Origin of the sequence: Hydrogenophaga sp. BPS33 (assembly GCF_009859475.1) — a bacterium.
GTDB lineage: Bacteria > Pseudomonadota > Gammaproteobacteria > Burkholderiales > Burkholderiaceae_C > Hydrogenophaga.
Window position 1 is genome coordinate 4266384 of the sequence record NZ_CP044549.1, and the last position, 23674, is coordinate 4290057.

The following is a 23674-nucleotide window of genomic DNA, read 5'->3' on the forward strand; positions in this document are numbered from 1 at the left end:
AACGGCAATCTACACTTTGATACAAATCGACCCACCTAGCCTTTCACATGAACCATTTGCTCAATCCATGGCTGCTGGCCGTGCTGGCGCTGGCGCTCCTCGCGCTGGGAGCGTTTCTGCACGGCATGTGGGTTGACAGGCAGACTCGGGAACGGCGCCGCATTCCCAAGCACTGGCCCCTGAGCACGCGCGCATTGGCCAACAGCGAAGAGGCCCGCGTCTGGCACTGGTTGGCGCGGGCGTTCTACGACCATCACATCATGATCAAGCTGCCGGTCACGCGCTTCACGCTTCCGCGCGATCGTGAACAAAGCATGAACTGGTACAAGCTGCTGGGCAGTGTTTACTGCACTTTCACCGTGTGCCGTCCGGACGGGCGCGTGATCGGCTGCCTGGATGTGCCAGGGAGTGCGGGACTGCCGCGCAGCACCCGCACGCTCAAGCATTCACTGCTCACCCAATGCGGACTCCCCTACTGGGTCGTGCGCTCCAACAGCCTGCCCACCGTCGCGGAAATTCGCGCGGAGTTCCTGGGCGAATCGGCCTTGAACCACTCGGGGCGCGAGCGCGAAATGGAAGAGCGTGCCATCGTCGCCGCACAAGCCAATCTGCGCACCGCCCTGACCCGCCAACGCAACAACCGACACAGCGACTTCGGTCCCTTGTCGAACTGGCCCAACAGCACCACAGGCGATCCTCGCAGCGACTTCAACTCCCAGTGGCAGGAAAACTCCTTCCTCATGCCACTGGACAGCCGCCGGGGCGATCTGCTCTGAACGGGCGCAGGTAGTCTCCCCCAGAGGCGAGGACCACGCTACTCGATCGTCGCGCCCGCTTTCTGCGTCAAGGCCTGCACTTCATCCGAGGTCAGCCAACGCCATTGCCCGGGCGGAAGTTCGGGGCCCAGCACGAGGCTGCCCATGGACGATCGGTGCAGCGACTCGACCCGATTGCCCACCGCGGCCACCATGCGCTTGACCTGGTGGTACTTGCCTTCGGTCAGCGTCATCCGCAAATGCAGAGCACTCGGCGCTTCACAAGCCTGGGCCCGCACCGGCCGGGGATCGTCGTCCAGCACCACGCCCGCCAACAGACGCTCGAGCTGCGTCGGCTCCAGCGGGTGTTTGACGCCGACCTCGTACACCTTGGGCACATGGTGACGAGGAGACGTCATGCGGTGGATGAACTTACCATCGTCCGACAGCAGCAGAAGTCCCGTGGTGTCGTGGTCCAGCCGACCGACCGCCTGCACGCCGGCGGCGGCGCCGCCCCCGCGCTGCCGCAGCGGCCCGGGCAACAAGGTATAGACGCTGGGATGCGCCCCGGGCTTGTGCGAGCACTCGAAACCAGCGGGTTTGTGCAACATGAGATAGGCCCGAGCGTGGTACGCCCAGCTTTCGCCTTGCACCTCAAAGGCAAGTCCCTCTTCTTCAAACATTTCGGTCGCATCGGTGCATGGCGTTCTGTCTTTCCCGACGAACACCAACCCTTGCTGCACCAAGCCGCTGCAAATGCGGCGCGTGCCAAAGCCCTGGGTGAAAAGAATGTCCTGCAGTTGCATCATCGTGAGGCAGGCGCTGCGGCGAGCGCGGTAAAAAGCCCGCCCGACGGAGCGCCGGGCGGGCTTATAAGGATGGTGGAGCTGGGGGGATTCGAACCCCCGTCCGCAAGCCTTCTTCGAGCAGTTCTACATGTGTAGCCGTCTGTTTTGAGTCTCGCCGCCCAAGTCGCGCAGTGGCACGCTAAATGGGAAGCCAGCATCCTTGAATCTCACTCTGCGCCAAGGTGCCCGACGCAGAGCCAGCCGATGTGAATGTCCTCGCAGCCGGGAGATCTTGCGATCCCCTTGCCCAGCCCATCGGCCTGCTGTTGCGAGGCTCACCGGTGTTTAAGCGGCGAGTGCGAAACGTTCGTCGTTTGCAGTTGGTTTTTTTCTGCGGATTAACGAGGTGACAGAACCTCGACATGCCCTGCTGCGCGTCCGAACCCACGTCGAAACCGGTGCAGCCCCGGACCAGAGAGTTTAAGGCAGTTCCAACAATTTCAAGACCTGCATCGGAGAAGAAACCATGGCATCCGCACCCCATGTCGCCACATCCGCTCCTGCACCCAGGTATCCGTAACAGGCGGCGACCGTGCGCATGCCGGCGGCTTTGCCCGCCCGAATGTCGCGTTCGTCATCCCCCACATACGCACAGGCATGCGGCGGCAACCCCATTCTGCGGGCCGCCTCCAGCAGCGGTTGTGGATGAGGCTTCGCGTGGGGCGTCGTATCGCCGCTGATGACAACGGCAGCGGTCTTGAAGAGTGCCATCGAGCGGGCAATCGGCGCAGTGAACCGCTCTGCCTTGTTGGTGACGACACCCCAGGGCATCCCTACCGCAACCAGCAAGTCCAGCATGTCCACGACTTCATCGAATGGCAGCGTGCGCTGCGTAAGGCAACTGGCGTACTCGGTGAAGAATTCCTCCTTGAGCAGATCGTACCCATCGTCTTCTGATGCGACATCGAATGCCGCGCGCAACATGCCGCGCGCACCAGATCCGGTAAAGGGCCTGTAGTGATCCAGCGGGAGGGACGCCAAGCCTCGACGCACACGCATGGCGTCGACCGCGGCACCGAGATCGGGCGCACTGTCGATCAGGGTGCCATCCAGATCAAACAGAACGGCGCGAATGCCCTCACACGTCCAGGTCATGGCTTGCGCGTGGCAAACAAGTAATTCACGCTGGTATCGCCACTCAACCAATAGCGCTGTGTGACCGGGTTGTATTCCATGCCACGGGTGCACTCGAGGTCCAGGTTCGCAGCCCGACAATAGCCAGCCAATTCGCTCGGACGAATGAACTTGGCGTACTCGTGCGTGCCTTTGGGCAGCAGCTGGAGCACGTACTCCGCGCCCAGCACCGCAAACAAGAAGGCCTTCGGATTGCGGTTGAGGGTCGACAGGAACACCCACCCCCCAGGCTTGACCAATGTCGAACAGGCTTGCACCACGGAGGCGGGGTCCGGCACATGCTCCAACATCTCCATGCAGGTGACGACGTCAAAAGCCCCAGGCTGGGCCAGCGCCATCGCCTCCGCACTGATCTCCTCGTATCGCACGTCCGGGGTGTTCGCCTCCAAGGCATGCAACTGGGCCACTCTCAGGGCCTTGCTGGCCAAATCGATACCCACCACCCGAGCACCTTTTCGCGCCATCGAGTCGGAAAGAATGCCGCCGCCACAGCCGACGTCCAAAACATCTTTGCCCGCCAGACTGGCAAGTCCGTCGATCCAGTTCAATCGCAATGGGTTGATTTGATGCAATGGACGGAATTCGCTCTCGGGATCCCACCAACGATGGGCTAGATCGGAAAACTTGGCCAATTCGGCCGGATCGGCATTGAGCGTCGGGTTCATGGATTCATTATCGTCAACACAATAAAAAAACCGCGCCGAAGCGCGGTTTTTTGGCAAAGCTGAGTCAATCAGTTCTTGCGGGTACCCACCACTTCAACTTCCACGCGGCGGTTCTTTGCACGACCTTCCTTGGTCTTGTTGTCCGCCACAGGCTGGGTCAGGCCCTTGCCTTCGGTGTAGATGCGGTTGCTTTCAATGCCCTTGCTCACCAGATAGGCCTTCACGGCTTCAGCGCGGCGGACCGACAGCTTCTGGTTGTAGGTGGCAGCACCAGTGGAGTCGGTGTGGCCCACCGCAATCACCACTTCAAGTGCAATGCCGGACACCTTACCAGCCAGATCGTCCAGCTTGGCTTTGCCTTCAGGCTTCAGCACGGCTTTGTCGAAATCGAAGAAAGCGTCAGCAGCGTAGGTGACCTTCGAAGCAACTGGGGCAGGCGCAGGTGCTGGTGCGGGGGCACGAGCCGGAGCCGCTGCAGGAGCAGGAGCCGGCGCGGGGGCAGCGGGAGCCGGAGCTGCCACCGGAACGATGGCGCCGTCGCAACCTTTTGCGGCCGTCGCAGGCGTCCAGTTGGCATCGCGCCAGCAGAGTTCGTTGGTGCCGTTTTTCCAGACCAACTCGCTGGTGCCATTGCGCCAGTTGTCGATCGTTTGAGCGCCAGCGGCGGTCGCCATGGCGGCGGTTGCCAACAGCATTGCCACTTTGTTGAGTTTTTTCATGGTTTTCCTCTATATAAGCCGCAGAGAACTGCGTGACAAAAGACGACGCTTCAAGTGACCACCACTAAAAACGCTGGAATTTATTGTGCCACAAGGAGGGAATGGCCAAGCGCTGGAGCAATGCGGCCCGGGCGAGGGACACAGCGCCTCGCAGCATTCGTTGCTCATGCACAACAAATGCCTCCAACAGGCCCCCAGAGTTCAGGCCCTTAAAATCCCGGGTTGCCTTTCAGGTCCATTCACGCACATCGCCGCCGCTCATGACACAGTTTGCCAAAGAGACCCTGCCTATCAGCCTTGAAGAGGAGATGCGGCGAAGCTACCTCGACTACGCAATGAGCGTGATCGTCGGCCGTGCGCTGCCCGACGCGCGCGACGGACTCAAGCCCGTGCATCGGCGGGTGCTGTTTGCCATGCATGAGCTGAACAACGATTGGAACAGGCCCTATAAAAAGTCTGCACGTATCGTGGGTGATGTGATTGGTAAGTACCACCCGCACGGCGACAGCGCGGTCTACGACACGATCGTCCGCATGGCGCAGGATTTCTCGCTGCGCCACATGCTGGTCGATGGACAGGGCAATTTCGGGTCGGTCGACGGCGACAACGCTGCCGCCATGCGCTACACGGAAATCCGGCTATCCAAGATCGCCCACGAGATGCTGGGCGACATTGACAAGGAGACCGTCAATTTCGGCCCGAACTACGACGGCTCGGAGAAAGAGCCGCTGGTGCTGCCCTCGAGGCTGCCCAATCTGCTCGTCAACGGTTCAGCCGGCATCGCGGTCGGTATGGCGACCAACATTCCGCCGCACAACCTGAACGAAGTGGTCGACGCCTGCCTGCACTTGCTCAAAAGTCCGCAAGCCTCGATCGACGATCTCATGGAGATCATCCCGGCGCCCGACTTTCCCACCGCCGGCATCATCTATGGCATCAGCGGCGTCAAGGACGGATACCGCACGGGGCGTGGCCGTGTCGTCATGCGCGCCAAATGCCATTTCGAGGACATCGACCGAGGCCAGCGCCAAGCCATCATTGTCGACGAGTTGCCCTACCAGGTGAACAAGAAAACGCTGCAGGAGCGTATTGCCGAGCTGGTGCACGAAAAGAAGATCGAGGGCATCAGCCACATTCAAGACGAGTCGGACAAATCGGGCATGCGCCTGGTGATCGAACTCAAGCGTGGCGAAGTACCGGAGGTGGTGCTCAACAACCTGTACAAGCAAACGCAACTGCAGGACACCTTCGGCATCAACATGGTGGCCCTGGTGGATGGCCAGCCTCGCCTGTGCAACCTGAAAGACTTGATCCAGGTGTTCCTGGAGCACCGCCGCGAGGTGGTGACCCGCCGCACCGTTTTCAACCTACGCAAGGCACGCGAGCGTGGCCACGTGCTGGAAGGCCTGGCCGTCGCGCTGGCCAACATCGACGATTTCATCCGCATCATCCGCGAGTCGCCCACGCCACCGGTGGCGAAAGCCGAACTCATGTCCCGGCCCTGGGACAGCCAGCTGGTGCGCGAAATGCTCACCCGAACGCGCGCCGACGGCGGTGTGATCAATGCCGACGACTACCGCCCGGACGGATTGGAAAAAGCCTTTGGCATGGGCGGCGACGGTCTGTACCGCCTCTCCGAAACCCAGGCGCAGGAGATTTTGCAGATGCGTCTGCAACGCCTGACGGGGCTGGAGCAGGACAAGATCGTCGCGGAATACAAGGAGGTCATGGGCGAGATCGACGATCTGCTGGACATACTCGCCAAGCCAGAACGTGTGTCGACCATCATCGGCGACGAGCTGACGATCGTGAAGCAGGAGTTCGGCCAGACCAAGCTGGGCGCGCGCCGAAGCGAGATCGAGCACAACGCGCAGGACTTGGCCACCGAAGACCTGATCACCCCCACCGACATGGTCGTGACACTCAGCCACAGCGGCTACATCAAGAGCCAGCCCCTGTCGGAGTACCGATCGCAAAAGCGCGGTGGGCGTGGCAAGCAGGCCACCGCCACCAAGGAAGACGACTGGATCGACCAGCTCTTCATTGCCAACACGCACGACTACATCCTGTGCTTCTCCAACCGCGGGCGGCTGTATTGGCTCAAGGTATGGGAGGTGCCAGCGGGTTCGCGCGGCTCGCGCGGTCGTCCGATCGTGAACATGTTCCCCTTGCAAGAAGGTGAAAAGATCAACGTGGTCCTGCCTCTGACGGGGGAGATGCGCGCATTCCCGGCCGATCGCTATGTGTTCATGTCCACCAGCATGGGCACGGTCAAGAAGACGGCGCTGGACGAGTTCAGCAATCCGCGCAAGGCCGGCATCATCGCGGTGGACCTGGACGAAGGAGACTTCCTGGTCGGTGCCGCGCTGACCGACGGTGCGCACGATGTCATGTTGTTCAGCGATGGCGGCAAGGCGGTGCGGTTCGACGAGAACGACGTTCGACCGATGGGCCGCAATGCGCGCGGCGTGCGCGGCATGATGATCGAAGACGGTCAAAGCGTGATCGCCATGCTGGTGGCCGAAGACGAGGAGCAAAGCGTCCTGACCGCCACCATCAACGGTTATGGCAAGCGCACGCCCATCGCCGAATACACCCGCCACGGCCGCGGCACCAAGGGGATGATCGCGATCCAGCAAAGCGAACGCAACGGCAAGGTGGTGGCGGCCACGCTGGTGCACAACGACGACGAGATCATGCTGATCACCGACAAGGGCGTGCTGGTGCGCACCCGTGTGTCGGAGATTCGCGAAATGGGTCGGGCCACGCAGGGTGTCACGCTGATCGCGCTGGACGAAGGCGCCGAGCTTTCGGGCTTGCAGCGGATTGTGGAAAACGATGCCAACGCACCGGACGTGGGTGAAGGCGACGACACGGGCGAAGCCGACGCGCCGGGCACCGCAGCGTGATGGCGCGACCCTACAACTTCTCCGCAGGTCCGGCGGCGATGCCGGCCGAGGTGTTGCAGCAAGCCGCTTCCGAGATGCTGGACTGGCACGGCAGCGGCATGAGCGTGATGGAAATGAGCCACCGTGGCCAGGAGTTCGGCGCCATCCTGGAGTCGGCAGAGCGGGACTTTCGCGAGCTCCTCGCGGTGCCCGATCATTTCCGCATCCTTTTCATGCAGGGTGGCGGCTTGGCGGAAAACGCGATCGTGCCCTTGAACCTGTCGCGCGGCGAAACGGTGGACTTCGTGGTCACCGGCAGTTGGAGCCAGAAATCCTTCAAGGAAGCAGGCCGCTACTGTGCGGCACGCATCGCCGCCAGCAACGCGGATGACGGGCACACCACGCTTCCCGAACCGGCCTCCTGGCAGCTGTCCAGCAACGCGCAGTATGTCCACCTATGCAGCAACGAAACCATCAACGGCATCGAGGTGCACGAACTGCCCGATCTCAAGTCGCTCGGCTCCAACGCGCCTCTGGTGATCGATTTTTCATCGCATGTGGCCTCGCGTTCGGTGGATTGGTCGCGCGTGGGTCTGGCCTTCGGGGGGGCCCAGAAAAACCTGGGGCCAGCCGGCCTCACGCTGGTGGTCGTGCGCGAAGACCTGCTGGGACATGCTTTGAAAATCTGCCCCAGCGCGTTCGACTACAAGACCGTGGCCGAAAACCACTCGATGTACAACACGCCTCCCACGTTCGCGATCTACATGGCCGGGCTGACGTTCCAATGGCTCAAGCGCCAGACCGAAGGTGGGCTGACCGGCATTGCGGCCATGGAGGCACGCAACATCGCCAAGGCAGACCTGCTCTACAACTACATTGACCGATCGGCGTTCTACGTCAACAAGGTGGCCGCCAACTGCCGCTCGCGCATGAACGTGCCTTTCTTCCTGCGCGACGAGTCGCGCAACCAGGCGTTCCTGACCGGAGCGAAGGCCGCGGGTCTTCTGCAGCTCAAGGGTCACAAGTCGGTCGGTGGCATGCGCGCCAGCATCTACAACGCCATACCCCTTGAAGGTGTGCAAGCGCTCGTGGCCTACATGCGCGACTTCGAAAAACAACACGCTTGAACCCATGACCGAACCTTCACAGTCAGCCCCCCTCGCCGACCTTCGTGTCCGGATCGATGCGCTGGATCAGCAATTGCTCACCCTGCTCAACGAGCGCGCGCACGTGGCCGAGCAAGTCGGCGACATCAAGCGCGCAGAAGGCTCGCCCTTCTTCCGACCGGATCGCGTGGCCCAGGTCATCGAGAAGATTCAGGGTGCCAACAAGGGCCCTCTTCTCAACCAGCACGTGGCGTCCATCTGGCGCGAGATCATGTCGGCCTGCCTGGCGCTTGAGGCGCCCCAACGCGTCGCGGTGCTCGGCCCTCAAGGCACCTTCTGCGAAGAAGCGGCGATCGAGTTCTTTGGCAGCGCGGCCAATCTGATCCACTGCGCCAACTTCGACGAAGTCTTCCACGCCACCGCCGCCGGGACCGCGCAGTACGGCGTGGTGGGCATGGAAAACTCCACCGAAGGGGTGGTGGCACGCTCCCTCGACCTGTTCCTGCGATCGCCCGTGCATGTGGTGGGTGAGGTCAGCCTGCTGATCCGCCACAACCTGCTGCGCCAGGTGAACAACCTCGAGAACGTTGAAGTGGTCATGGCGCACCCACAGGCGTTGGCGCAATGCCAGAACTGGCTCACGCAGCACCTGCCCCAGGCCGAGCGCCGCGCGGTGTCCAGCAATGCCGAAGGCGCGCGCCTGGCCGCCACCAACCCTCGGTGGGCGGGTATCGCCAGCGAGCGCGCGGCCGCGCAGTTCGGGCTGCACATCGTCTCCCATGCCATCCAGGACGAGGCATACAACCGCACGCGTTTTGCCGTCATCGCCCTGCCGCAGACGATGGCGATGCCACCGGCTTCCGGCCGCGATTGCACGAGCCTGGTCGTCTCGGTCCCCAACCGCCCCGGCGCCGTACACGACCTGCTGGTGCCGCTCAAGAACAACGGCGTTTCGATGACGCGCTTCGAATCGCGCCCCGCCAAGTCCGGGCAATGGGAGTACTACTTCTACATCGACCTGGCCGGCCACCCATCTCAACCCCATGTGGCGGCCGCTCTGAAAGAGCTGCAGGGACTGTGTGCGTTCTACAAGGTGCTGGGTGCCTACCCGGTGGGCGAATGATGTTTGAACAATTGGGCCTGATCGGCTGCGGCCTGATGGGCGGCTCCTTCGCCCTGGCCCTCAAGCGGGCCGGACTGGTCAAGCGGGTGGTCGGTTACAGCAAGTCACCCTCCACCACCGAACGGGCACGCCAACTCGGCGTGATCGACGTCGAGGCGCCGTCCGCACTGCTCGCGGTGTCGGGTGCCGATCTGGTCTTGCTCGCCGTACCGGTCGCCGCCACGGAGGCCACCTTCAAGGCCATACGCCATCTGGTGCGCGGCAATGTGCTGATCATGGACGTCGGCTCCACCAAACGCGACGTGATCGACGCGGCCCGCCGCGTCCTCAAGGATCAGGTCGGCGTGTTCGTTCCCGCGCATCCGATCACGGGCAAGGAAGTGGCCGGCGTCGAGCACGCCGATGCCGATCTCTACCAGGGCCGGCAGGTGATCCTGACGCCCATCGAGCGCACCTTGACGGCCAACCTGGAGAAGGCCGAGCAACTCTGGACGGCGCTGGGGTGCCACGTCAAGCAGATGTCGCCCGAGGCGCACGACGCGGCCTTCGCAGCGGTCAGCCACTTGCCGCACATGGTGGCCTTCGCGCTGATGAACGCCATCCAGGGCCAAAGCACCGGGGCGGAGTTCCTCTCATTGGCCGGGCCAGGCTTCCGCGATTTCACACGCATCGCGGCCAGCGATCCCACGATGTGGCGCGACGTGCTCATGTCCAACCGCGAAGAGCTGCTGGCCCAATCGCGGCATTTCCAGCGCGCCCTTCATGCCCTGGAGACCGCCATCAGCGCGGGCAATCCCGACGCGCTGGAGGCGTTGATCGAACAGGCCAGCGGCGCGCGCGCGCGCTGGCGCATGACCGCCATCAAGCCCAGAAGCTGAGCGTCGTCACCCACGGCGTGGATCTCTACCCCCCATGTTCGCCATCCCTCATCTCGACATTCCCCCGCTGTCCACCGCCGGTGGCACCGTCCACCTGCCGGGCTCCAAGAGCATTTCCAACCGTGTCCTGCTGCTGGCCGCGCTGAGTGCGGGCCACACCGACATCCACGACCTGCTCGACTCCGACGACACCCGCGTGATGCTCGCGGCCCTGTCGCAACTGGGCTGCCGAACCGAACCCCAGCCCCACGGCGCCTTGCGCGTCCATGGCCTGGGTGGCGAACTGCCCATCCGGCAGGCGCAATTGTTCCTGGGCAATGCGGGAACGGCGATGCGCCCTCTCGCCGCCTCGCTGGCCCTGCTCGCCGCGCGGCATGGAGGCCAGTTCGAACTCAGCGGTGTGGCGCGCATGCACGAGCGCCCGATCGGCGATCTGGTGGACGCTCTGCGCCAGCTGGGTTGCCCGGTGACCTCTCTGGCCCACGAGGGATATCCCCCGCTGAAGCTCGGCGATGGTCAGACCCACACACTTCAACTGGGCCAGGCCATCCAGGTGCGAGGCGATGTCTCCAGCCAGTTCCTCACCGCCCTGCTGCTGGCCTTGCCTTTGGTGGCGCAGCACAGAGAGGTGGTGATCGAAGTCGTGGGCGAGCTCATTTCCCGGCCCTACATCGAGATCACGCTCAATCTGCTGGCGCGCTTTGGCGTGGAGGTGCGCAACGAGCATTGGCAGCGCTTTGTCATCCCCGCGGGCAGCATCTACCGCTCGCCGGGGTCCATCGCCGTGGAAGGGGACGCCTCCTCGGCGAGCTACTTCATCGCGCTGGGCGCACTGGCACCCGCCACGCCCGGTACCGATGGCATCACCATCGAAGGCGTGGGCCTGGCCTCGATCCAGGGTGACATCCGTTTCGTCGAGGCGGCGCGGCTCATGGGTGCACAGGTCTTCGGTGAAAACAACCGCCTGCACATCCGGCGCGGTGCCTGGCCGCTCAAGGCCATCGACCTGGATTGCAACCACATCCCAGACGCTGCCATGACGCTGGCGGTGATGGCGCTGTACGCGGACGGCACGACCACGCTGCGCAACATCGCCAGCTGGCGCGTGAAAGAAACCGACCGCATCGCTGCGATGGCCAACGAATGCCGCAAGCTCGGCGCCACGGTGGAAGAAGGCGCGGATTTCATCCGCATCACGCCACCGCGCGACACACAGGACTGGCAATCGGCGTCGATTCACACCTACGACGACCACCGTGTCGCCATGTGTTTTTCGCTCGCCGCCTTCAATCCTGCGGGCGTGCCCGTGCGGATCGAAGATCCCAAATGCGTGGCCAAGACCTTCCCCGACTACTTCGAGACCCTGTTTGACGTGTGCGCCACGCCACCGGCCCACATACCGGTGATCTGCATCGATGGACCCACCGCGTCGGGCAAAGGCACTTTGTCGGCCGAAGTGGCCACCCGTCTGGGCTACCACTTGCTGGATTCGGGCGTTCTGTACCGCCTGGTCGGTCTGGCCGCCGAGAAAGCCGGGCTCTCCACTCAGGAGGAAGCGCTTCAGGACAACGCGCACGCTCAGCGCCTGGGCGATCTTGCAGCGCGTCTGCCGGTCCGGTTCGTGGGCCTGAAGACCCTGCTCGATGGGCAAGACGTGAGCGACGCCGTGCGCACCGAAGCCGCAGGCATGGCCGCCTCCCGCGTCTCGGCCGTTCCCGCCGTGCGCCAAGCCTTGCTGGAACTGCAGCACGCGTTCCGACAGGTCCCAGGCCTGGTCGCCGATGGACGCGACATGGGCACCGTGATCTTTCCAGACGCCGCTCTCAAGGTGTTTCTCACCGCGAGTGCCGAACAAAGGGCCCAGCGGCGGCATAAGCAATTGATTTCAAAGGGGATTGCTGCTAACATCCCCGGTCTTTTGGCCGACCTGAGGGCGCGGGACTTGCGGGATTCTTCTCGCTTGCATGCGCCTCTCAAGCCAGCCGAAGATGCCTTGCAACTGGACAACTCCGGCATGGACATCGAGCAATCGGTGCAGCTGGTGTTGAACTGGTGGCAAGACAAAGCGCCGTTTTCAGGCCACTGAAAACGCGCTCTTGATGGCCCTGACGGCACCGCCGGGCGTTCACAGCCCGCAGGCCCGAAGGTTCTTTTCACTTAACCCCGCGGTGTCACGCACCGCACGTCAACGCCGCCCTCCGTCGATCGCCGCACAGTCCGGGTCTTTCCCGTGGACCGTGCCGACGTTGAGTGGTTTAGGAAATTCAATGTCTGAATCTTTTGCCGCCCTATTCGAAGAGTCCCTGAAACGCGCCGAAATGCGCTCGGGCGAAGTCATCACCGCCGAGGTCGTGCGCATCGAGCACAGCCACGTCGTGGTCAACGCCGGCCTGAAGTCCGAAGCCTACGTGCCGCTGGCCGAGTTCAAGAACGATCAGGGCGAGCTCGAAGTGCAAGTGGGCGACTTCGTGGCCGTTGCCATCGACTCCGTGGAAAACGGCTTCGGCGACACCCTCCTGTCGCGTGACAAAGCCAAGCGCCTGGCCTCCTGGATGTCGCTGGAAAAGGCCCTGGAGTCCGGCGAGTTCGTCACCGGCACGACCTCCAGCAAGGTCAAGGGCGGCCTCAAGGTCATGGTCAACGGCATCAGTGCCTTCCTGCCGGGTTCGCTGGTCGACAGCCGTCCGACCAAGGACCTGACCCCGTACGAAAACAAGACCCTGGAATTCAAGGTCATCAAGCTCGACCGCAAGCGCAACAACGTGGTGCTGAGCCGCCGCGCCGTGGTGGAAGCCTCCATGGGCGAAGAGCGCGCCAAGCTGATGGACACGCTCAAGGAAGGCGCCATCGTGCATGGCGTGGTCAAGAACATCACCGAATACGGTGCGTTCGTGGACCTCGGTGGCATCGACGGCCTGCTGCACATCACCGACATGGCATGGCGCCGCGTGCGCCACCCGAGCGAAGTGGTCACGGCCGGTCAGGAAATCACCGCCAAGATCCTCAAGTTCGACACCGAGAAGCACCGCGTCTCGCTGGGCCTGAAGCAGATGGGCGACGACCCGTGGATGGGCGTTTCGCGCCGCTACCCGCAAGGCACCCGCATGTTCGGCAAGATCACCAACATCGCCGACTACGGCGCGTTCGTGGAACTCGAGCCCGGCATCGAAGGCCTGGTGCACGTCTCCGAAATGGACTGGACCAACAAGAACGTGGCCCCGTCCAAGCTGGTGTCGCTGGGCGACGAAGTCGAAGTCATGGTGCTTGACATCGACGAAGACAAGCGCCGCATCTCGCTGGGCATGAAGCAATGCCGCGCCAACCCCTGGCACGAATTCGCCGAAGCCACCAAGCGCGGCGACCGCGTCAAGGGCCCGATCAAGTCGATCACCGACTTCGGCGTGTTCGTGGGCCTGGCTGCCGGCATCGACGGCCTGGTGCACCTGTCCGACCTGTCCTGGAACGAAACCGGCGAAGCCGCCGTGCGCAACTACAAGAAGGGCCAGGAAGTCGACGCCATCGTGTTGGCCATCGACGTCGAGCGCGAGCGCATCTCCCTGGGCATCAAGCAGCTCGATGGCGACCCGTTCACCACCTTCGTGTCGGTGAATGACAAGGGTTCCATCGTGACCGGCAAGGTCAAGACGGTGGATGCCAAGGGCGCCGAGATCGACCTGGGCGAAGACGTGCTGGGTTACCTGCGCGCCAGCGAGATCAGCCGCGACCGCGTGGAAGATGCGCGCAACGTGCTCAAGGAAGGCGACGAAGTCAACGCCGTGGTGGTGAACGTGGATCGCAAGACCCGCAACATCCAGTTGTCGATCAAGGCCAAGGACGCTGCCGACCAGCAAGAAGCCATGGCTTCGCTGAGCCAGCAGTCGGCCCGCGAAAACGCAGGCACGACCAGCCTGGGTGCTCTGCTGCGCGCCAAGCTGGACAACAACCAGAACTGATCGAAACCGGTTTGGCGCTGGTCGACTTGCATGCCCCGAAGGGGATGCGAGTCGGCCGGTGCCAACGCCTTCTTGCCCCATCAAACCCGACATGACCCGTAGCGACCTCGTTGAAGCGCTGGCCAGCCAGTTTGGCCAGTTGACCCACCGCGATGCAGAATTTGCCGTCAAGGCGATCCTGGATGCGATGGGCGACGCGCTGGTCAAAGGTCACCGCATCGAGATCCGGGGCTTTGGCAGCTTTTCTGTGAACCGCCGTTCTCCCCGCATCGGCCGCAATCCGCGGTCGGGCGAGAGTGTGATGATTCCGGAGAAGCGCGTGCCGCACTTCAAACCCGGCAAGGCCCTGCGAGAAGCGGTCGACAAGAAGACGGCCGAGATCCTGGGTCGCGATACCCAGAAGCGCGCCTGACGCCGGAACCCGATCGGTACAATCGCCCCACCACAAAGGGGACGACATGAAATACCTGATGTGGCTGCTCAATGCAGCCATTTTTTTTGTGCTCTTCGCCTTCGCGTTGAACAACCAGGACAGCGTCACGCTTCATCTGTTCTTCGGCGCCAGCTGGCAGGCGCCGTTGGTGCTGGTGATCCTGATCGCGCTCGTACTGGGCGTGTTCCTGGGCGTTGTCGTCATGCTGCCTTTGTGGTTGCGTGCACACCGCGCACGCCGCCAGCATGGCGCCTCAGCCTCCATGCTGGGCAACACCTCATTTGACGGCGACACCAGCTTGATGCCACCCCCTACACCGCACGGCCGCCGGCATGGACTTTGATTTCACCTGGCTGCTCTGGGGTCTACCCATTGCCTTCGCGCTCGGTTGGGGTGCTTCACGCCTGGATCTGCGGCAATGGCGCCTGGAGAACCGTCAAGCCCCCAAAGCCTATTTTCGCGGACTGAACCACCTGCTCAACGAGCAGCAGGACCAGGCCATCGATGCGTTCATCGAGGCGGTACAAGGTGACCCCGACACGGCCGAGCTGCACTTCGCGCTGGGCAACCTGTTTCGCCGCCGCGGCGACTACGACCGTGCCGTGCGGGTGCATGAGCATCTGCTGTCACGGGCGGACATCGGGCGCAAGGACCGCGATCGCGCTCAGCACGCCCTGGCACTGGATTTCCTCAAGGCCGGTCTGCTCGACCGCGCCGAGTCCGCGCTCCACAAGCTCGAAGGCTCGGAATTCGAAGGCGAGGCACTGCTCGCGCTGCTCGGGATTTGCGAACGTTCCCGCGACTGGCCGAAGGCGCAGCAGATTGCGCAGCGGCTCGAGAAGGCGGAACAAGGCAGCTTCGCCACCCGCCTGGCCCACTACCAATGCGAAGAGGCGGAGCTGGCATTGCGCGCCAATGACACGGGCCGCGCACAGGGCCTGCTCGAAGCGGCCGTTCGGCAATCGCCGCAACTCGCCCGCGGCTGGATGGCGCTGGCGGCCCTCAAGGCCCAAAGCGGAGATGCCATGGGCGCCTTTGACGCCCTGCTCCATTTGAACCGGCACGCACCACAAAGCTTGCCGCTGGCGGCCAAGATGCTCGCCGATCTCGCGCAGACCACGGGCAGACAGGCCGAGGCCGTGCAAGTGCTGGAAGCCGGTCACGCGCGGGTCCCGTCGATGGACGTCACCGAAGCGCTGGCCAGTCTGGACCAGGACCCGATCCAGGCGCGCAACCGGTACATGGAGCACCTGAAACGCGAACCCTCACTGGTCATTGCGGCTCGGTGGATGGCCGGAGAGACCTTGTCCAGCACCACCGCCCAGGAGCGGGTGCAGGCGACGCTCGACAACGCCAGCGCACCGCTCAAGCGCTACCGCTGTGCCGCTTGCGGCTTCGAAGCACGCCAGCACTTCTGGCAGTGCCCCGGGTGCCAGACCTGGGACAGTTACCCGGCAAGACGGGTCGAAGAACTGTGACCAGGCGTCCCCCCGCGCCACGCCTGCGGCGTGTCACCCCCTGAAGGGGGCAACACCTGCGGCCTGGCAAAGCCAGTTCCGCGGTGTTCTTGATGGGTCACTTCGCTAGGGCCTGTTCCGTACCCGCCGCCTCCCGGCGTGTGGACCTCGAAGATGTCACCCGGTTGCATCTCGGATTGCCCGATATGGCCGAGCTCCTCCTTCGACCCGTCCGCACGCACCACGCGGTTGATGCCCACTTGTCCCGGCTGGCCACCGGCCATGCCGAAGGCGCCGTACAGGCGGCCATTGGAAAGAATGCTGGCCGTCATGGCCTCCAGAAACCGGACTCGCCGCACGCCGCCGTGTCCGCCCTGCCAGCGCCCTGAGCCACCGGATCCGCTGCGGATCTCGTAGCTTTCGAGCCGCACGGGGAAACGGAATTCCAGCACCTCGGGGTCGGTCAATCGGGAGTTGGTCATGTGCGTCTGCACCACGCTCGTTCCATCGAAACCCTCGCCCGCGCCACTGCCGCCAGCGATGGTTTCGTAGTACTGATGCGCCGCGTTACCGAAGGTGAAGTTGTTCATCGTGCACTGGCTGGCGGCCATCACGCCCAACGCGCCATACAGGGCATTGGTGATGCAACTCGATGTCTCCACATTGCCCGCCACCACGGATGCGGGCGGATCGGGGTTGAGCATGGAGCCCTTCGGAATGAAGACGTTGAGCGGCTTGAGACACCCCGCGTTCAAGGGAATGTCGTCGTCCACCAGCGTGCGGAACACGTACAGCACGGCCGCCATGCAGACGGCCGTGGGCGCATTGAAGTTGTTGGCCTGTTGGGCCGATGTGCCGGTGAAGTCGATGTCCGCGCTGCGCCGCGCCGCATCCACGCGCACCGACACCTGGATCTGCGCGCCATTGTCCAAGGGCAGCGTGTACGAGCCGTCCTTCAGGCGCGTGATCACGCGGCGCACCGACTCTTCGGCGTTGTCCTGGACGTGGCGCATATAGGCCTGCACCATCTCCAGGCCAAACCGATCCAACATCTTGCGCAGCTCCTGCACACCCTTCTCGTTGGCCGCGATCTGCGCCCGGAGATCGGCCATGTTCTGCTCGGGATTGCGCGACGGAAACTCGCCACTGCGAAGCAAGGCCATCATCTCGGCTTCCCGCAGCACGCCCCGGTCCACCAGCTTCACATTGTTGAGCTGCACGCCCTCCTCTTCGATGCGCGTCGAGAACGGGGGCATCGAGCCTGGCGTCGTGCCCCCGATGTCCGCGTGATGTCCGCGGGAACCCACGTAGAAGGTGGGTTCGTCGCCGTGGTACACCGGTGTGATCACGGTCACGTCCGGCAAATGCGTGCCACCGTGGTACGGGTCGTTGAGCACGTAGACGTCGCCCGGCCGCATCGTGCCCTTGTTCTCTCGAATCACGGTCTTGATGCTCTCGCCCATGGACCCCAGGTGCACCGGCATGTGCGGTGCATTGGCGATCAAGTGGCCTTCGGCATCAAACAGGGCGCAGGAAAAATCGAGCCTCTCTTTGATGTTGACCGAGTACGCCGTGTTCTGCAGCTGCAGCCCCATCTGCTCGGCAATGTTCATGAAGAGGTTGTTGAACACCTCCAGCAACACGGGATCCACCACCGTGCCCACCGCATAGGTCTGCGGGCGCGCAACCCGCCGCTCCAGCACCAGATGGTCCATGGCGGTCAGCACAGCCTCCCAGCCGGGCTCCACCACGGTGGTGGCGTTCTTCTCGGCGATGATCGCCGGACCGGGAATCACGTCGCCCGCACGCAGGTCTTCCCGCACCACCAGGGCGGCATCGAGCCACTGGCCACCGGCGACCATGCGCACGGTCTCGCGGCGGGGCGCTTCGCGTGGTCCATGCGTGTCATGGCATTGCTCGTCGGGCACATCGCCCGCCACCACGGCTTCGACGGAGACCGCCTCCACCACCAGGCCCTTGCCTTCCATCAAGAAGGCGAAGCGTTGCCGGTAAGCGGCTTCGAAGGCCGCCTGGATCGACGCCATGTCGCCGAAGGGCAGTACCAAGGCTGAGTCACTGCCTTCGTAGCGCACGTGCACGCGCCGGTGCACCACGGAGGTCCCCGTGTTGACCTGTTGGCGCACCAACGCCGTCTCGGCGGCCAGAGCCAGCGCGTCGAGTGTTTCAGCGACGGGGGACATGGAAGCGGCCGCCAATGGCAATTCGATCGCCTGCTCGCGTATCACGCTCTGGTCCGCCAAACCCATGCCATACGCGCTGAGAACCCCTGCCAGGGGATGGATGAAAACGCGCGTCATGCCCAACGCGTCCGCCACCAGGCACGCGTGTTGTCCGCCCGCGCCGCCGAAGCATTGCAGCGTGTAGCGGGTGACGTCGTAGCCGCGTGCGACCGAAATCTTCTTGATCGCGTTGGCCATCTGCTGCACCGCGATCTGGATGAAGCCTTCGGCCACTTCCTGCGCCGAGAGACCGGTTTGCATGGCCAAGGCCTCGAACTTCGTCTTCACGGCCTCATAGCTCAAGGCTTCGTCCGCCTTGGGGCCGAACACCTTGGGGAAATGGTTCGGCTGGATCTTGCCCAGCATCACGTTCGCATCGGTCAGCGCCAAGGGCCCGCCACGGCGGTAACTGGCCGGACCCGGGTTGGCGCCCGCGCTCTCGGGGCCGACGCGAAAACGCGAACCATCGTACGACAGGATGGACCCGCCGCCTGCGGCGACGGTGTGGATGCTCATCATGGGCGCGCGCATGCGGACCCCGGCCACCTGGGTCTCGAACTCGCGCTCGAACTGCCCGGCATAGTGCGACACGTCGGTGGAGGTGCCGCCCATGTCAAACCCGATGACCTGGTGCTGGCCTGCGAGACCGGCCGTGCGTGCCATGCCGACAATGCCGCCGGCCGGGCCCGAGAGGATGGCGTCCTTGCCCTGAAACGTCCGCGCATCCGTCAAACCGCCCGAGGACTGCATGAAGAACAATTTGACGCCCGGCATCTCGCCGGCCACCTGCTCGACATACCGCCTCAAGATGGGCGAGAGGTAGGCGTCCACCACGGTCGTATCGCCACGGCTGACGAACTTCATCATCGGGCTGGTTCCGCTCGAGGTGCTCACCTGCGTGAACCCCACCTCGCGCGCCAGGCGCGCGGCGGACCGTTCGTGCGCCGTGAAGCGGTAGCCGTGCATGAAGACAATCGCCACGCTGCGCAGGCCACGGCCATACGCGGCTTGCAACTCGGCGCGCAGGCCTTGTTCGTCCAGGGGCTGCAGCACGTCGCCATGGGCCGCCACGCGCTCCTGTGCCTCGACCACCTCGCAGTACAACAGCTCGGGCAAGGCGATACGGCGGTCGAACAGGCGCGGGCGGTTCTGATAGGCGATGCGCAGCGCGTCGCGAAAGCCCCGCGTGGTCACCAGCAGGGTGGGCTCGCCCTTGCGCTCCAGCAGTGCATTGGTGGCCACCGTGGTGCCCATCTTCACGCATTCCACCAGGGCCGAGGTCACCGCTTCACCGGGCTTCAAGCCCAGCAGATGGCGAATGCCCGCCACGGCCGCATCGCGGTAGTGCTCCGGGTTTTCCGACAGCAGCTTGTGCGTGATCAAGCTGCCATCGGGCCGCTTGGCCACGATGTCGGTGAAGGTGCCGCCACGGTCGACCCAGAATTGCCAGCGCTGGCTTGGAGGAGAGGGTTCGATTTGCATGTCCTGGAGACTTTAGCGTTGAATCCGGCCACCCGGCGGCATCCTCTACACTGCCGTATTCCCGCCGCCGCCCTGCGGCGGTTTGCTTTTCTCAGAGGATTCCCGTGTTCAAGAATGTGACGATCTACCGCATCGCGCCCGGCTGGGCCGCGTCGCTGGAAGACATGGAGGCCGCGCTGGACGCGGCCCGTTTCGTGCCCTGTGCGGCCTCGCAGGACAAATCCGTGGGTTGGGTCGAGCCGCGTGGCGAGGCCCATGGTCCGCTGGTGGAGTCGGTGGCGGGCCAGCGCATCCTGAAGTTCCAGATCGAGACCAAGGGCGTGCCCGGTGCGGTCGTCAAGAAAAAGGCCCAGGAAGAAGCCGACCACATCGAGGCCACCACCGGCCGCAAACCCGGCAAGAAGGAGACCAAGGCATTGCGCGAAGATGCCTTGCTGTCCCTGTTGCCGCAAGCCTTCGCGCGCCAGATGAGTTCGTGGGTCTGGATCGACCTGCAAAATGGCTGGCTGGTCACCGATGCCAGCAGCCAGGGCAAACTCGATGAGCTGGTGACCGCGCTCGTGCGCGCCTTCGACGGCCTGGCCATTACGCTGCTGCAAACCGCGGTGACGCCGCAGACCGCAATGACGCAATGGCTCTCGGCCACCACGCCGGACGAATGGCCGGGTGGCTTCGCGGTGGAACGCGAATGCGAACTCAAGTCGGGCGACGAGGAGAAGTCGGCGGTGAAGTTCACACGCCACAACCTGGCGACGGACGAGGTGCGCAAGCACATCACGGAAGGCAAGCTGCCCACGCGGCTGGCCATGAGCTGGGAGGGCCGCATCGGCTTCATGCTCACCGAGTCGCTGCAGTTGAAGAAAATCAGCTTTCTCGAAGGCGTGTTCGATGGCCGGCCCGAGGAAGGCGAAAACGGTTTCGACACCGATGTGGCCCTGTCCACGGGTGAACTGCAAAAACTCATTCCCGAGCTGATCGAAGCGCTCGGTGGCGAAATGGCCTTCGGTGCCGCCTCGGGCGACAGCGAGGCGACGCCCGCACCGCGCGAAGCTGTCACCGCGGACGCGGACGACGACGGCCCACCGTTCTGATCGACACTGACCCACGGACCGCGCCATGCACAGCGTCATCGCCATCAGCCTGGGCGCCGTGCTGGGCGCGCTCGCACGCTGGCGCCTGAGCCTGTGGCTCAACCAGAGCGCGGCGGTATTGCCATGGGGCACGCTGGCGGCGAACTGGATCGGCGCCTACGTGGTGGGCGTGGCCGTGGTGTTCTTCCAAAGCCAGACGCAGTTCGACCCCGTCTGGCGGCTTGCCGCCATTACCGGCTTCCTGGGTGCGCTCACCACCTTCTCGACGTTCTCGGCCGAAGTCCTGTCCATGCTGCAGCATGGCCGTGTGCTGCTGGCCATCGGCACCACCAGCCTGCATGTGTTCGGCTCCTTGCTGCTGACCTGGCTGGGCATGCGCACCGCCTCGATCTGGTTCACACCGGCATAAGCCAGCGGCGGTTCTGTTCGCCAACGAACAGACGCCGTCATGCGGCCGCGGCAAGCTGAAACACAAGGCCACAGGAGACCGCGATGCCCTTCATTCCCAGCACAAGCCGTCCTCTGCGCAAAGGTCGGATCCCCACACCGCTCTCGCACCTGGAGCGCCAACGGCAACAGCAGTCCCGCATGGTCCGGGAGCAACCGGATGACACACCGCGGGACCAGCGTGCACCCGGCATCCCGCTGGGCGAGCGTCAAATGGGCTAACCCCGGTCGCGCGCGTACACGATCGCCTCCGCGCGCGTGTGCACGCCCAGCTTGTCGAAGATGCTCGACACCTGGTTGCGCACGGTCTTCTCGCTCTTCTTCAGTTGCCGCGCGATGCTCAGGTTGTCCAGGCCCTGGGCCACGAGGCGCAGCACCTCGCGTTCTGCGGCGGTGAGCGTCACTGCGGCAGCTTCTTCGCGCGCATCGGACGGCGCGGGTCTCAGAAACCCACGCAATTCGCACAGAAACAGGGGCCACGCGGGCTCGCTGTCGAGCAGGACATGGTTGTCGCTCTCCAGCGGCACGAAGCGCGCTCCCGGGATCAACGCCGCCAGCCGCACGCCTTCGTCGAACGGCACGCGGGCATCGCCGCGCGCATGCAGCACCAGCGTGTTCACCCGCAACTGGCGCGCCAGTCCGGTCACGTCGACGCGGTGAAATGCATCGAGCGTGCGCGCGGCGTTCTCGGGGCTCGCGGTCAGTCGCTCCAGCTCGTTCCACCATTGGTGCTGGGCCGGTGTGCCCTCCGGAATGAATTGGTTGGTGAACACCTGGCGGAAGGCGGCGTTGTCGCGCCCCCAGCCGAGCCGGATCAGGTTGACCAGGGTCTCGGCCTCCAAGCGCTCCGCATCGCTGGTGGCCCGCTGCAATGCGCCGCGCGCGTACGCACCGTGCAGCACCAGATGCGACACCCGCTCAGGATGTCGCACGGCGTAGGCGATCGCCACGGCGCCACCCTGCGACATGCCGATCAGCGCGAAGCGGCGCAGGCCCAGGCTGTCGACCACCGCCTCCAGATCGCCCACCCAGGCATCGAGTGAAAAATCCGCCACGGTGCTGTCGGACAGCCCGCAGCCACGCTGGTCGTAACGGATGTACTGGTGATCGCGCGCCAGCTCGGTCAGCCAAGGCCGCCAGACCGGGCTTTTCAGGTCGTGTTCGACGTGGCTGAGCCAGTGCGCGGCGCGCAGCAGGGGCGGGCCGGCGCCGATGGACGCGATCGCGATGCGTGTGCCATCGCCTGCTGTGCAGAAACGCAAGTTCTGGCGCAAGTTCGGGGGCGAACGCTGAACAGCGGACATGCGCCATTCTCGCGCGCCTGGGCCTCGCGTCCTACGGCCGGGAGCCCGAAATGTCGCCCCGTGGGCGAACACGGGACATCTGCCCCATGCGCGCCGGCGCGCGGCGGTGAATCCTGGGTTCACGTCGACACGACGGAACCCCATCGAAAGGAATTGCCATGCACACCACGACCACCAGCGCCACCGCGCCACTCGACACCGCACGTTACGCCAAGACCATCGAAGTGTCCAAACGCATCCGCTGGGACATCGACCGGGACGTGATCCGCGAGCGCCGCTTCGACCTGGCCCACACCTTCCTGCCCGACGGGCTGTCGCTGGCCAACGAGCTGGCCTTCCTGAGCGCGGCCGAACACCGCTTTCTGAGCCAGGTGCAGGGCCGCACCTACGCCCACATGTTCGGCCTCGTCGAGCGCTTCATCGGCGCGAAGATGCTGGATGTCAGCCGCGACCATTGGCTCGGCGACCAGACCGCGCTGGAAGCGATCGTGCGCTTCACCGACGAGGAGTTGAAACACCAGGAGCTGTTTCGCCGCATCGAACAGCTGGCGGCCGCTGACATGCCAGCGGGCTACCGCTTCGACATCTCGCCCAACGACGTGGCCGCGTTCGTGCTGGGCAAATGCACCTGGGCCGTGCTGGCCCTCACCTGCCACATCGAGCTGTTCTCGCAGGCCCACTACCGTGCCAGCATCGAAGCCGCTCAGGGCCTGTCGCCGCTCTTCAAGGATGTGTTTCTCTTCCACTGGAAAGAGGAATCGCAGCACGCCATCATCGACGAGTTGGAGTGGGCGCGCGAAGACGCGAAACTTCAGTCGGACGCCGAGCGCGACGCGGCCGTGGACGATCTGATCGCCCTGGTCGTCGGCGTGGACGGCCTTTTGCAGGCCCAGGCCAGTGCCGACGCGGCCTACTTCCTCACTGTCTGCGGCATGGCGGAGGACAGCCCGCGCGCCGAAGCCGTGCAGGGCACGGTGCTCAAGGCCTACCGCTGGCAATACATCGTTTCCGGCACGCTGGAGCCGCGGTTTCAGAAGCAGCTGGGCCAACTCGTCAGCGGCGCTCAGATGGCGCGCATTCAGGCGGCACTGGCGCCACTGAGCTACGCCGTGCCCACGCGCGTGGACGCTGTGACGGCGACCACACACTGA

Annotated in this window: 20 protein-coding genes and 1 other RNA gene; 14 read left to right on the forward strand and 7 right to left on the reverse strand. The window is 64.2% G+C overall.

What is annotated here, in order from left to right:
• Positions 1-47 precede the first annotated feature (47 nt).
• A complete protein-coding gene (locus F9K07_RS19810) occupies positions 48-776 on the forward strand; it encodes a DUF2726 domain-containing protein (protein ID WP_159595060.1) in 729 nt (242 codons plus the stop codon).
• Between the two features lie 38 nt (positions 777-814).
• Here F9K07_RS19810 and F9K07_RS19815 read toward each other — a convergent pair whose 3' ends face one another.
• The 5 genes from F9K07_RS19815 to ompA all read right to left on the reverse strand — a co-directional run bounded on the left by F9K07_RS19815 (position 815) and on the right by ompA (position 4121).
• The gene (locus F9K07_RS19815) at positions 815-1561 is read right to left on the reverse strand and encodes a 16S rRNA pseudouridine(516) synthase (RefSeq protein WP_159597016.1); all 747 of its coding nucleotides are present in this window, start codon (positions 1559-1561) and stop codon (positions 815-817) included.
• A 73-nt stretch (positions 1562-1634) separates the two neighbouring features.
• Positions 1635-2011: a transfer-messenger RNA gene (gene ssrA / locus F9K07_RS19820) on the reverse strand.
• A 12-nt stretch (positions 2012-2023) separates the two neighbouring features.
• On the reverse strand, positions 2024-2698 hold the full coding sequence (gph, locus tag F9K07_RS19825) for a phosphoglycolate phosphatase (protein WP_159595061.1): 675 nt from the start codon (positions 2696-2698) through the stop codon (positions 2024-2026).
• Complete coding sequence (gene ubiG / locus F9K07_RS19830; protein WP_159595062.1) at positions 2695-3402, reverse strand: bifunctional 2-polyprenyl-6-hydroxyphenol methylase/3-demethylubiquinol 3-O-methyltransferase UbiG; 708 nt, start codon at positions 3400-3402, stop codon at positions 2695-2697. The genes gph and ubiG overlap by 4 nt, the downstream gene beginning before the upstream one ends.
• 68 nt (positions 3403-3470) lie before the next feature.
• The gene (gene ompA / locus F9K07_RS19835; RefSeq protein WP_159595063.1) at positions 3471-4121 is read right to left on the reverse strand and encodes an outer membrane protein OmpA; all 651 of its coding nucleotides are present in this window, start codon (positions 4119-4121) and stop codon (positions 3471-3473) included.
• 260 nt (positions 4122-4381) lie between these two features.
• On the opposite strand from ompA, the gene gyrA reads away from it, so the two are divergent.
• The 9 genes from gyrA (at position 4382) to lapB (ending at position 15980) form a co-directional block, all read left to right on the forward strand.
• On the forward strand, positions 4382-7030 hold the full coding sequence (gyrA, locus tag F9K07_RS19840; protein ID WP_159595064.1) for a DNA gyrase subunit A: 2649 nt from the start codon (positions 4382-4384) through the stop codon (positions 7028-7030).
• Positions 7030-8136, forward strand: a complete 1107-nt coding sequence (gene serC, locus F9K07_RS19845) for a 3-phosphoserine/phosphohydroxythreonine transaminase (protein WP_159595065.1) — start codon at positions 7030-7032, stop codon at positions 8134-8136. Before gyrA ends, serC begins: the two co-directional genes overlap by 1 nt.
• A gap of 4 nt (positions 8137-8140) precedes the next feature.
• Positions 8141-9238, forward strand: coding sequence for a prephenate dehydratase (pheA, locus tag F9K07_RS19850; protein ID WP_159595066.1), 1098 nt, complete (start codon positions 8141-8143; stop codon positions 9236-9238).
• A complete protein-coding gene (locus F9K07_RS19855) occupies positions 9238-10116 on the forward strand; it encodes a prephenate dehydrogenase (RefSeq protein WP_159597017.1) in 879 nt (292 codons plus the stop codon). Before pheA ends, F9K07_RS19855 begins: the two co-directional genes overlap by 1 nt.
• A gap of 34 nt (positions 10117-10150) precedes the next feature.
• Entirely contained in the window at positions 10151-12202 is a 2052-nt protein-coding gene (locus tag F9K07_RS19860) for a bifunctional 3-phosphoshikimate 1-carboxyvinyltransferase/cytidylate kinase (RefSeq protein WP_159595067.1), read from the forward strand.
• Between the two features lie 181 nt (positions 12203-12383).
• Entirely contained in the window at positions 12384-14069 is a 1686-nt protein-coding gene (gene rpsA / locus F9K07_RS19865; protein WP_159595068.1) for a 30S ribosomal protein S1, read from the forward strand.
• A gap of 91 nt (positions 14070-14160) precedes the next feature.
• Positions 14161-14481 carry an integration host factor subunit beta gene (locus tag F9K07_RS19870; RefSeq protein WP_159595069.1) on the forward strand — a complete coding sequence of 107 codons (321 nt, stop codon included), beginning with the start codon at positions 14161-14163 and terminating at the stop codon, positions 14479-14481.
• A gap of 46 nt (positions 14482-14527) precedes the next feature.
• Positions 14528-14845, forward strand: coding sequence for a LapA family protein (locus F9K07_RS19875; protein WP_159595070.1), 318 nt, complete (start codon positions 14528-14530; stop codon positions 14843-14845).
• Positions 14835-15980 carry a lipopolysaccharide assembly protein LapB gene (lapB, locus tag F9K07_RS19880; RefSeq protein ID WP_159595071.1) on the forward strand — a complete coding sequence of 382 codons (1146 nt, stop codon included), beginning with the start codon at positions 14835-14837 and terminating at the stop codon, positions 15978-15980. Before F9K07_RS19875 ends, lapB begins: the two co-directional genes overlap by 11 nt.
• On the opposite strand, the gene F9K07_RS19885 is transcribed toward lapB, so the two are convergent.
• Positions 15950-19681: a hydantoinase B/oxoprolinase family protein gene (locus tag F9K07_RS19885; protein WP_159595072.1), complete on the reverse strand. Its 3732-nt coding sequence runs from the start codon at positions 19679-19681 to the stop codon at positions 15950-15952. The genes lapB and F9K07_RS19885 overlap by 31 nt on opposite strands.
• Positions 19682-19785: 104 nt before the next feature.
• On the opposite strand from F9K07_RS19885, the gene F9K07_RS19890 reads away from it, so the two are divergent.
• From F9K07_RS19890 to F9K07_RS19900, 3 genes are all read left to right on the forward strand, one after another.
• Complete coding sequence (locus tag F9K07_RS19890; protein WP_159595073.1) at positions 19786-20772, forward strand: recombination-associated protein RdgC; 987 nt, start codon at positions 19786-19788, stop codon at positions 20770-20772.
• A gap of 25 nt (positions 20773-20797) precedes the next feature.
• Positions 20798-21181 carry a fluoride efflux transporter CrcB gene (gene crcB / locus F9K07_RS19895; RefSeq protein ID WP_159595074.1) on the forward strand — a complete coding sequence of 128 codons (384 nt, stop codon included), beginning with the start codon at positions 20798-20800 and terminating at the stop codon, positions 21179-21181.
• An 83-nt stretch (positions 21182-21264) separates the two neighbouring features.
• Positions 21265-21441, forward strand: coding sequence for a hypothetical protein (locus tag F9K07_RS19900; RefSeq protein ID WP_159595075.1), 177 nt, complete (start codon positions 21265-21267; stop codon positions 21439-21441).
• Here F9K07_RS19900 and F9K07_RS19905 read toward each other — a convergent pair.
• Positions 21438-22523 carry an alpha/beta fold hydrolase gene (locus tag F9K07_RS19905; RefSeq protein WP_159595076.1) on the reverse strand — a complete coding sequence of 362 codons (1086 nt, stop codon included), beginning with the start codon at positions 22521-22523 and terminating at the stop codon, positions 21438-21440. The two genes, F9K07_RS19900 and F9K07_RS19905, sit on opposite strands and share 4 nt — an antisense overlap.
• Positions 22524-22681: 158 nt before the next feature.
• Here F9K07_RS19905 and F9K07_RS19910 point away from each other — a divergent pair, with 158 nt between their 5' ends.
• Positions 22682-23674 (forward strand): hypothetical protein, encoded by a 993-nt coding sequence (locus F9K07_RS19910; RefSeq protein WP_159595077.1) that lies wholly within the window; start codon positions 22682-22684, stop codon positions 23672-23674.

Bases quoted from the DNA above. Each gene is read 5' to 3' on its own strand.
- F9K07_RS19905 (WP_159595076.1), bottom strand. From the start codon at position 22,523: ATGTCCGCTGTTCAGCGTTCGCCCCCGAACTTGCGCCAGAACTTGCGT.
- ompA (WP_159595063.1), bottom strand. From the start codon at position 4,121: ATGAAAAAACTCAACAAAGTGGCAATGCTGTTGGCAACCGCCGCCATG.
- F9K07_RS19860 (WP_159595067.1), top strand. From the start codon at position 10,151: ATGTTCGCCATCCCTCATCTCGACATTCCCCCGCTGTCCACCGCCGGT.
- pheA (WP_159595066.1), top strand. From the start codon at position 8,141: ATGACCGAACCTTCACAGTCAGCCCCCCTCGCCGACCTTCGTGTCCGG.
- gph (WP_159595061.1), bottom strand. From the start codon at position 2,698: ATGACCTGGACGTGTGAGGGCATTCGCGCCGTTCTGTTTGATCTGGAT.
- F9K07_RS19810 (WP_159595060.1), top strand. From the start codon at position 48: ATGAACCATTTGCTCAATCCATGGCTGCTGGCCGTGCTGGCGCTGGCG.
- gyrA (WP_159595064.1), top strand. From the start codon at position 4,382: ATGACACAGTTTGCCAAAGAGACCCTGCCTATCAGCCTTGAAGAGGAG.
- F9K07_RS19870 (WP_159595069.1), top strand. From the start codon at position 14,161: ATGACCCGTAGCGACCTCGTTGAAGCGCTGGCCAGCCAGTTTGGCCAG.
- serC (WP_159595065.1), top strand. From the start codon at position 7,030: ATGGCGCGACCCTACAACTTCTCCGCAGGTCCGGCGGCGATGCCGGCC.
- F9K07_RS19855 (WP_159597017.1), top strand. From the start codon at position 9,238: ATGTTTGAACAATTGGGCCTGATCGGCTGCGGCCTGATGGGCGGCTCC.
- lapB (WP_159595071.1), top strand. From the start codon at position 14,835: ATGGACTTTGATTTCACCTGGCTGCTCTGGGGTCTACCCATTGCCTTC.
- rpsA (WP_159595068.1), top strand. From the start codon at position 12,384: ATGTCTGAATCTTTTGCCGCCCTATTCGAAGAGTCCCTGAAACGCGCC.
- F9K07_RS19815 (WP_159597016.1), bottom strand. From the start codon at position 1,561: ATGCAACTGCAGGACATTCTTTTCACCCAGGGCTTTGGCACGCGCCGC.
- F9K07_RS19910 (WP_159595077.1), top strand. From the start codon at position 22,682: ATGCACACCACGACCACCAGCGCCACCGCGCCACTCGACACCGCACGT.
- crcB (WP_159595074.1), top strand. From the start codon at position 20,798: ATGCACAGCGTCATCGCCATCAGCCTGGGCGCCGTGCTGGGCGCGCTC.
- ubiG (WP_159595062.1), bottom strand. From the start codon at position 3,402: ATGAACCCGACGCTCAATGCCGATCCGGCCGAATTGGCCAAGTTTTCC.
- F9K07_RS19875 (WP_159595070.1), top strand. From the start codon at position 14,528: ATGAAATACCTGATGTGGCTGCTCAATGCAGCCATTTTTTTTGTGCTC.
- F9K07_RS19900 (WP_159595075.1), top strand. From the start codon at position 21,265: ATGCCCTTCATTCCCAGCACAAGCCGTCCTCTGCGCAAAGGTCGGATC.
- F9K07_RS19885 (WP_159595072.1), bottom strand. From the start codon at position 19,681: ATGCAAATCGAACCCTCTCCTCCAAGCCAGCGCTGGCAATTCTGGGTC.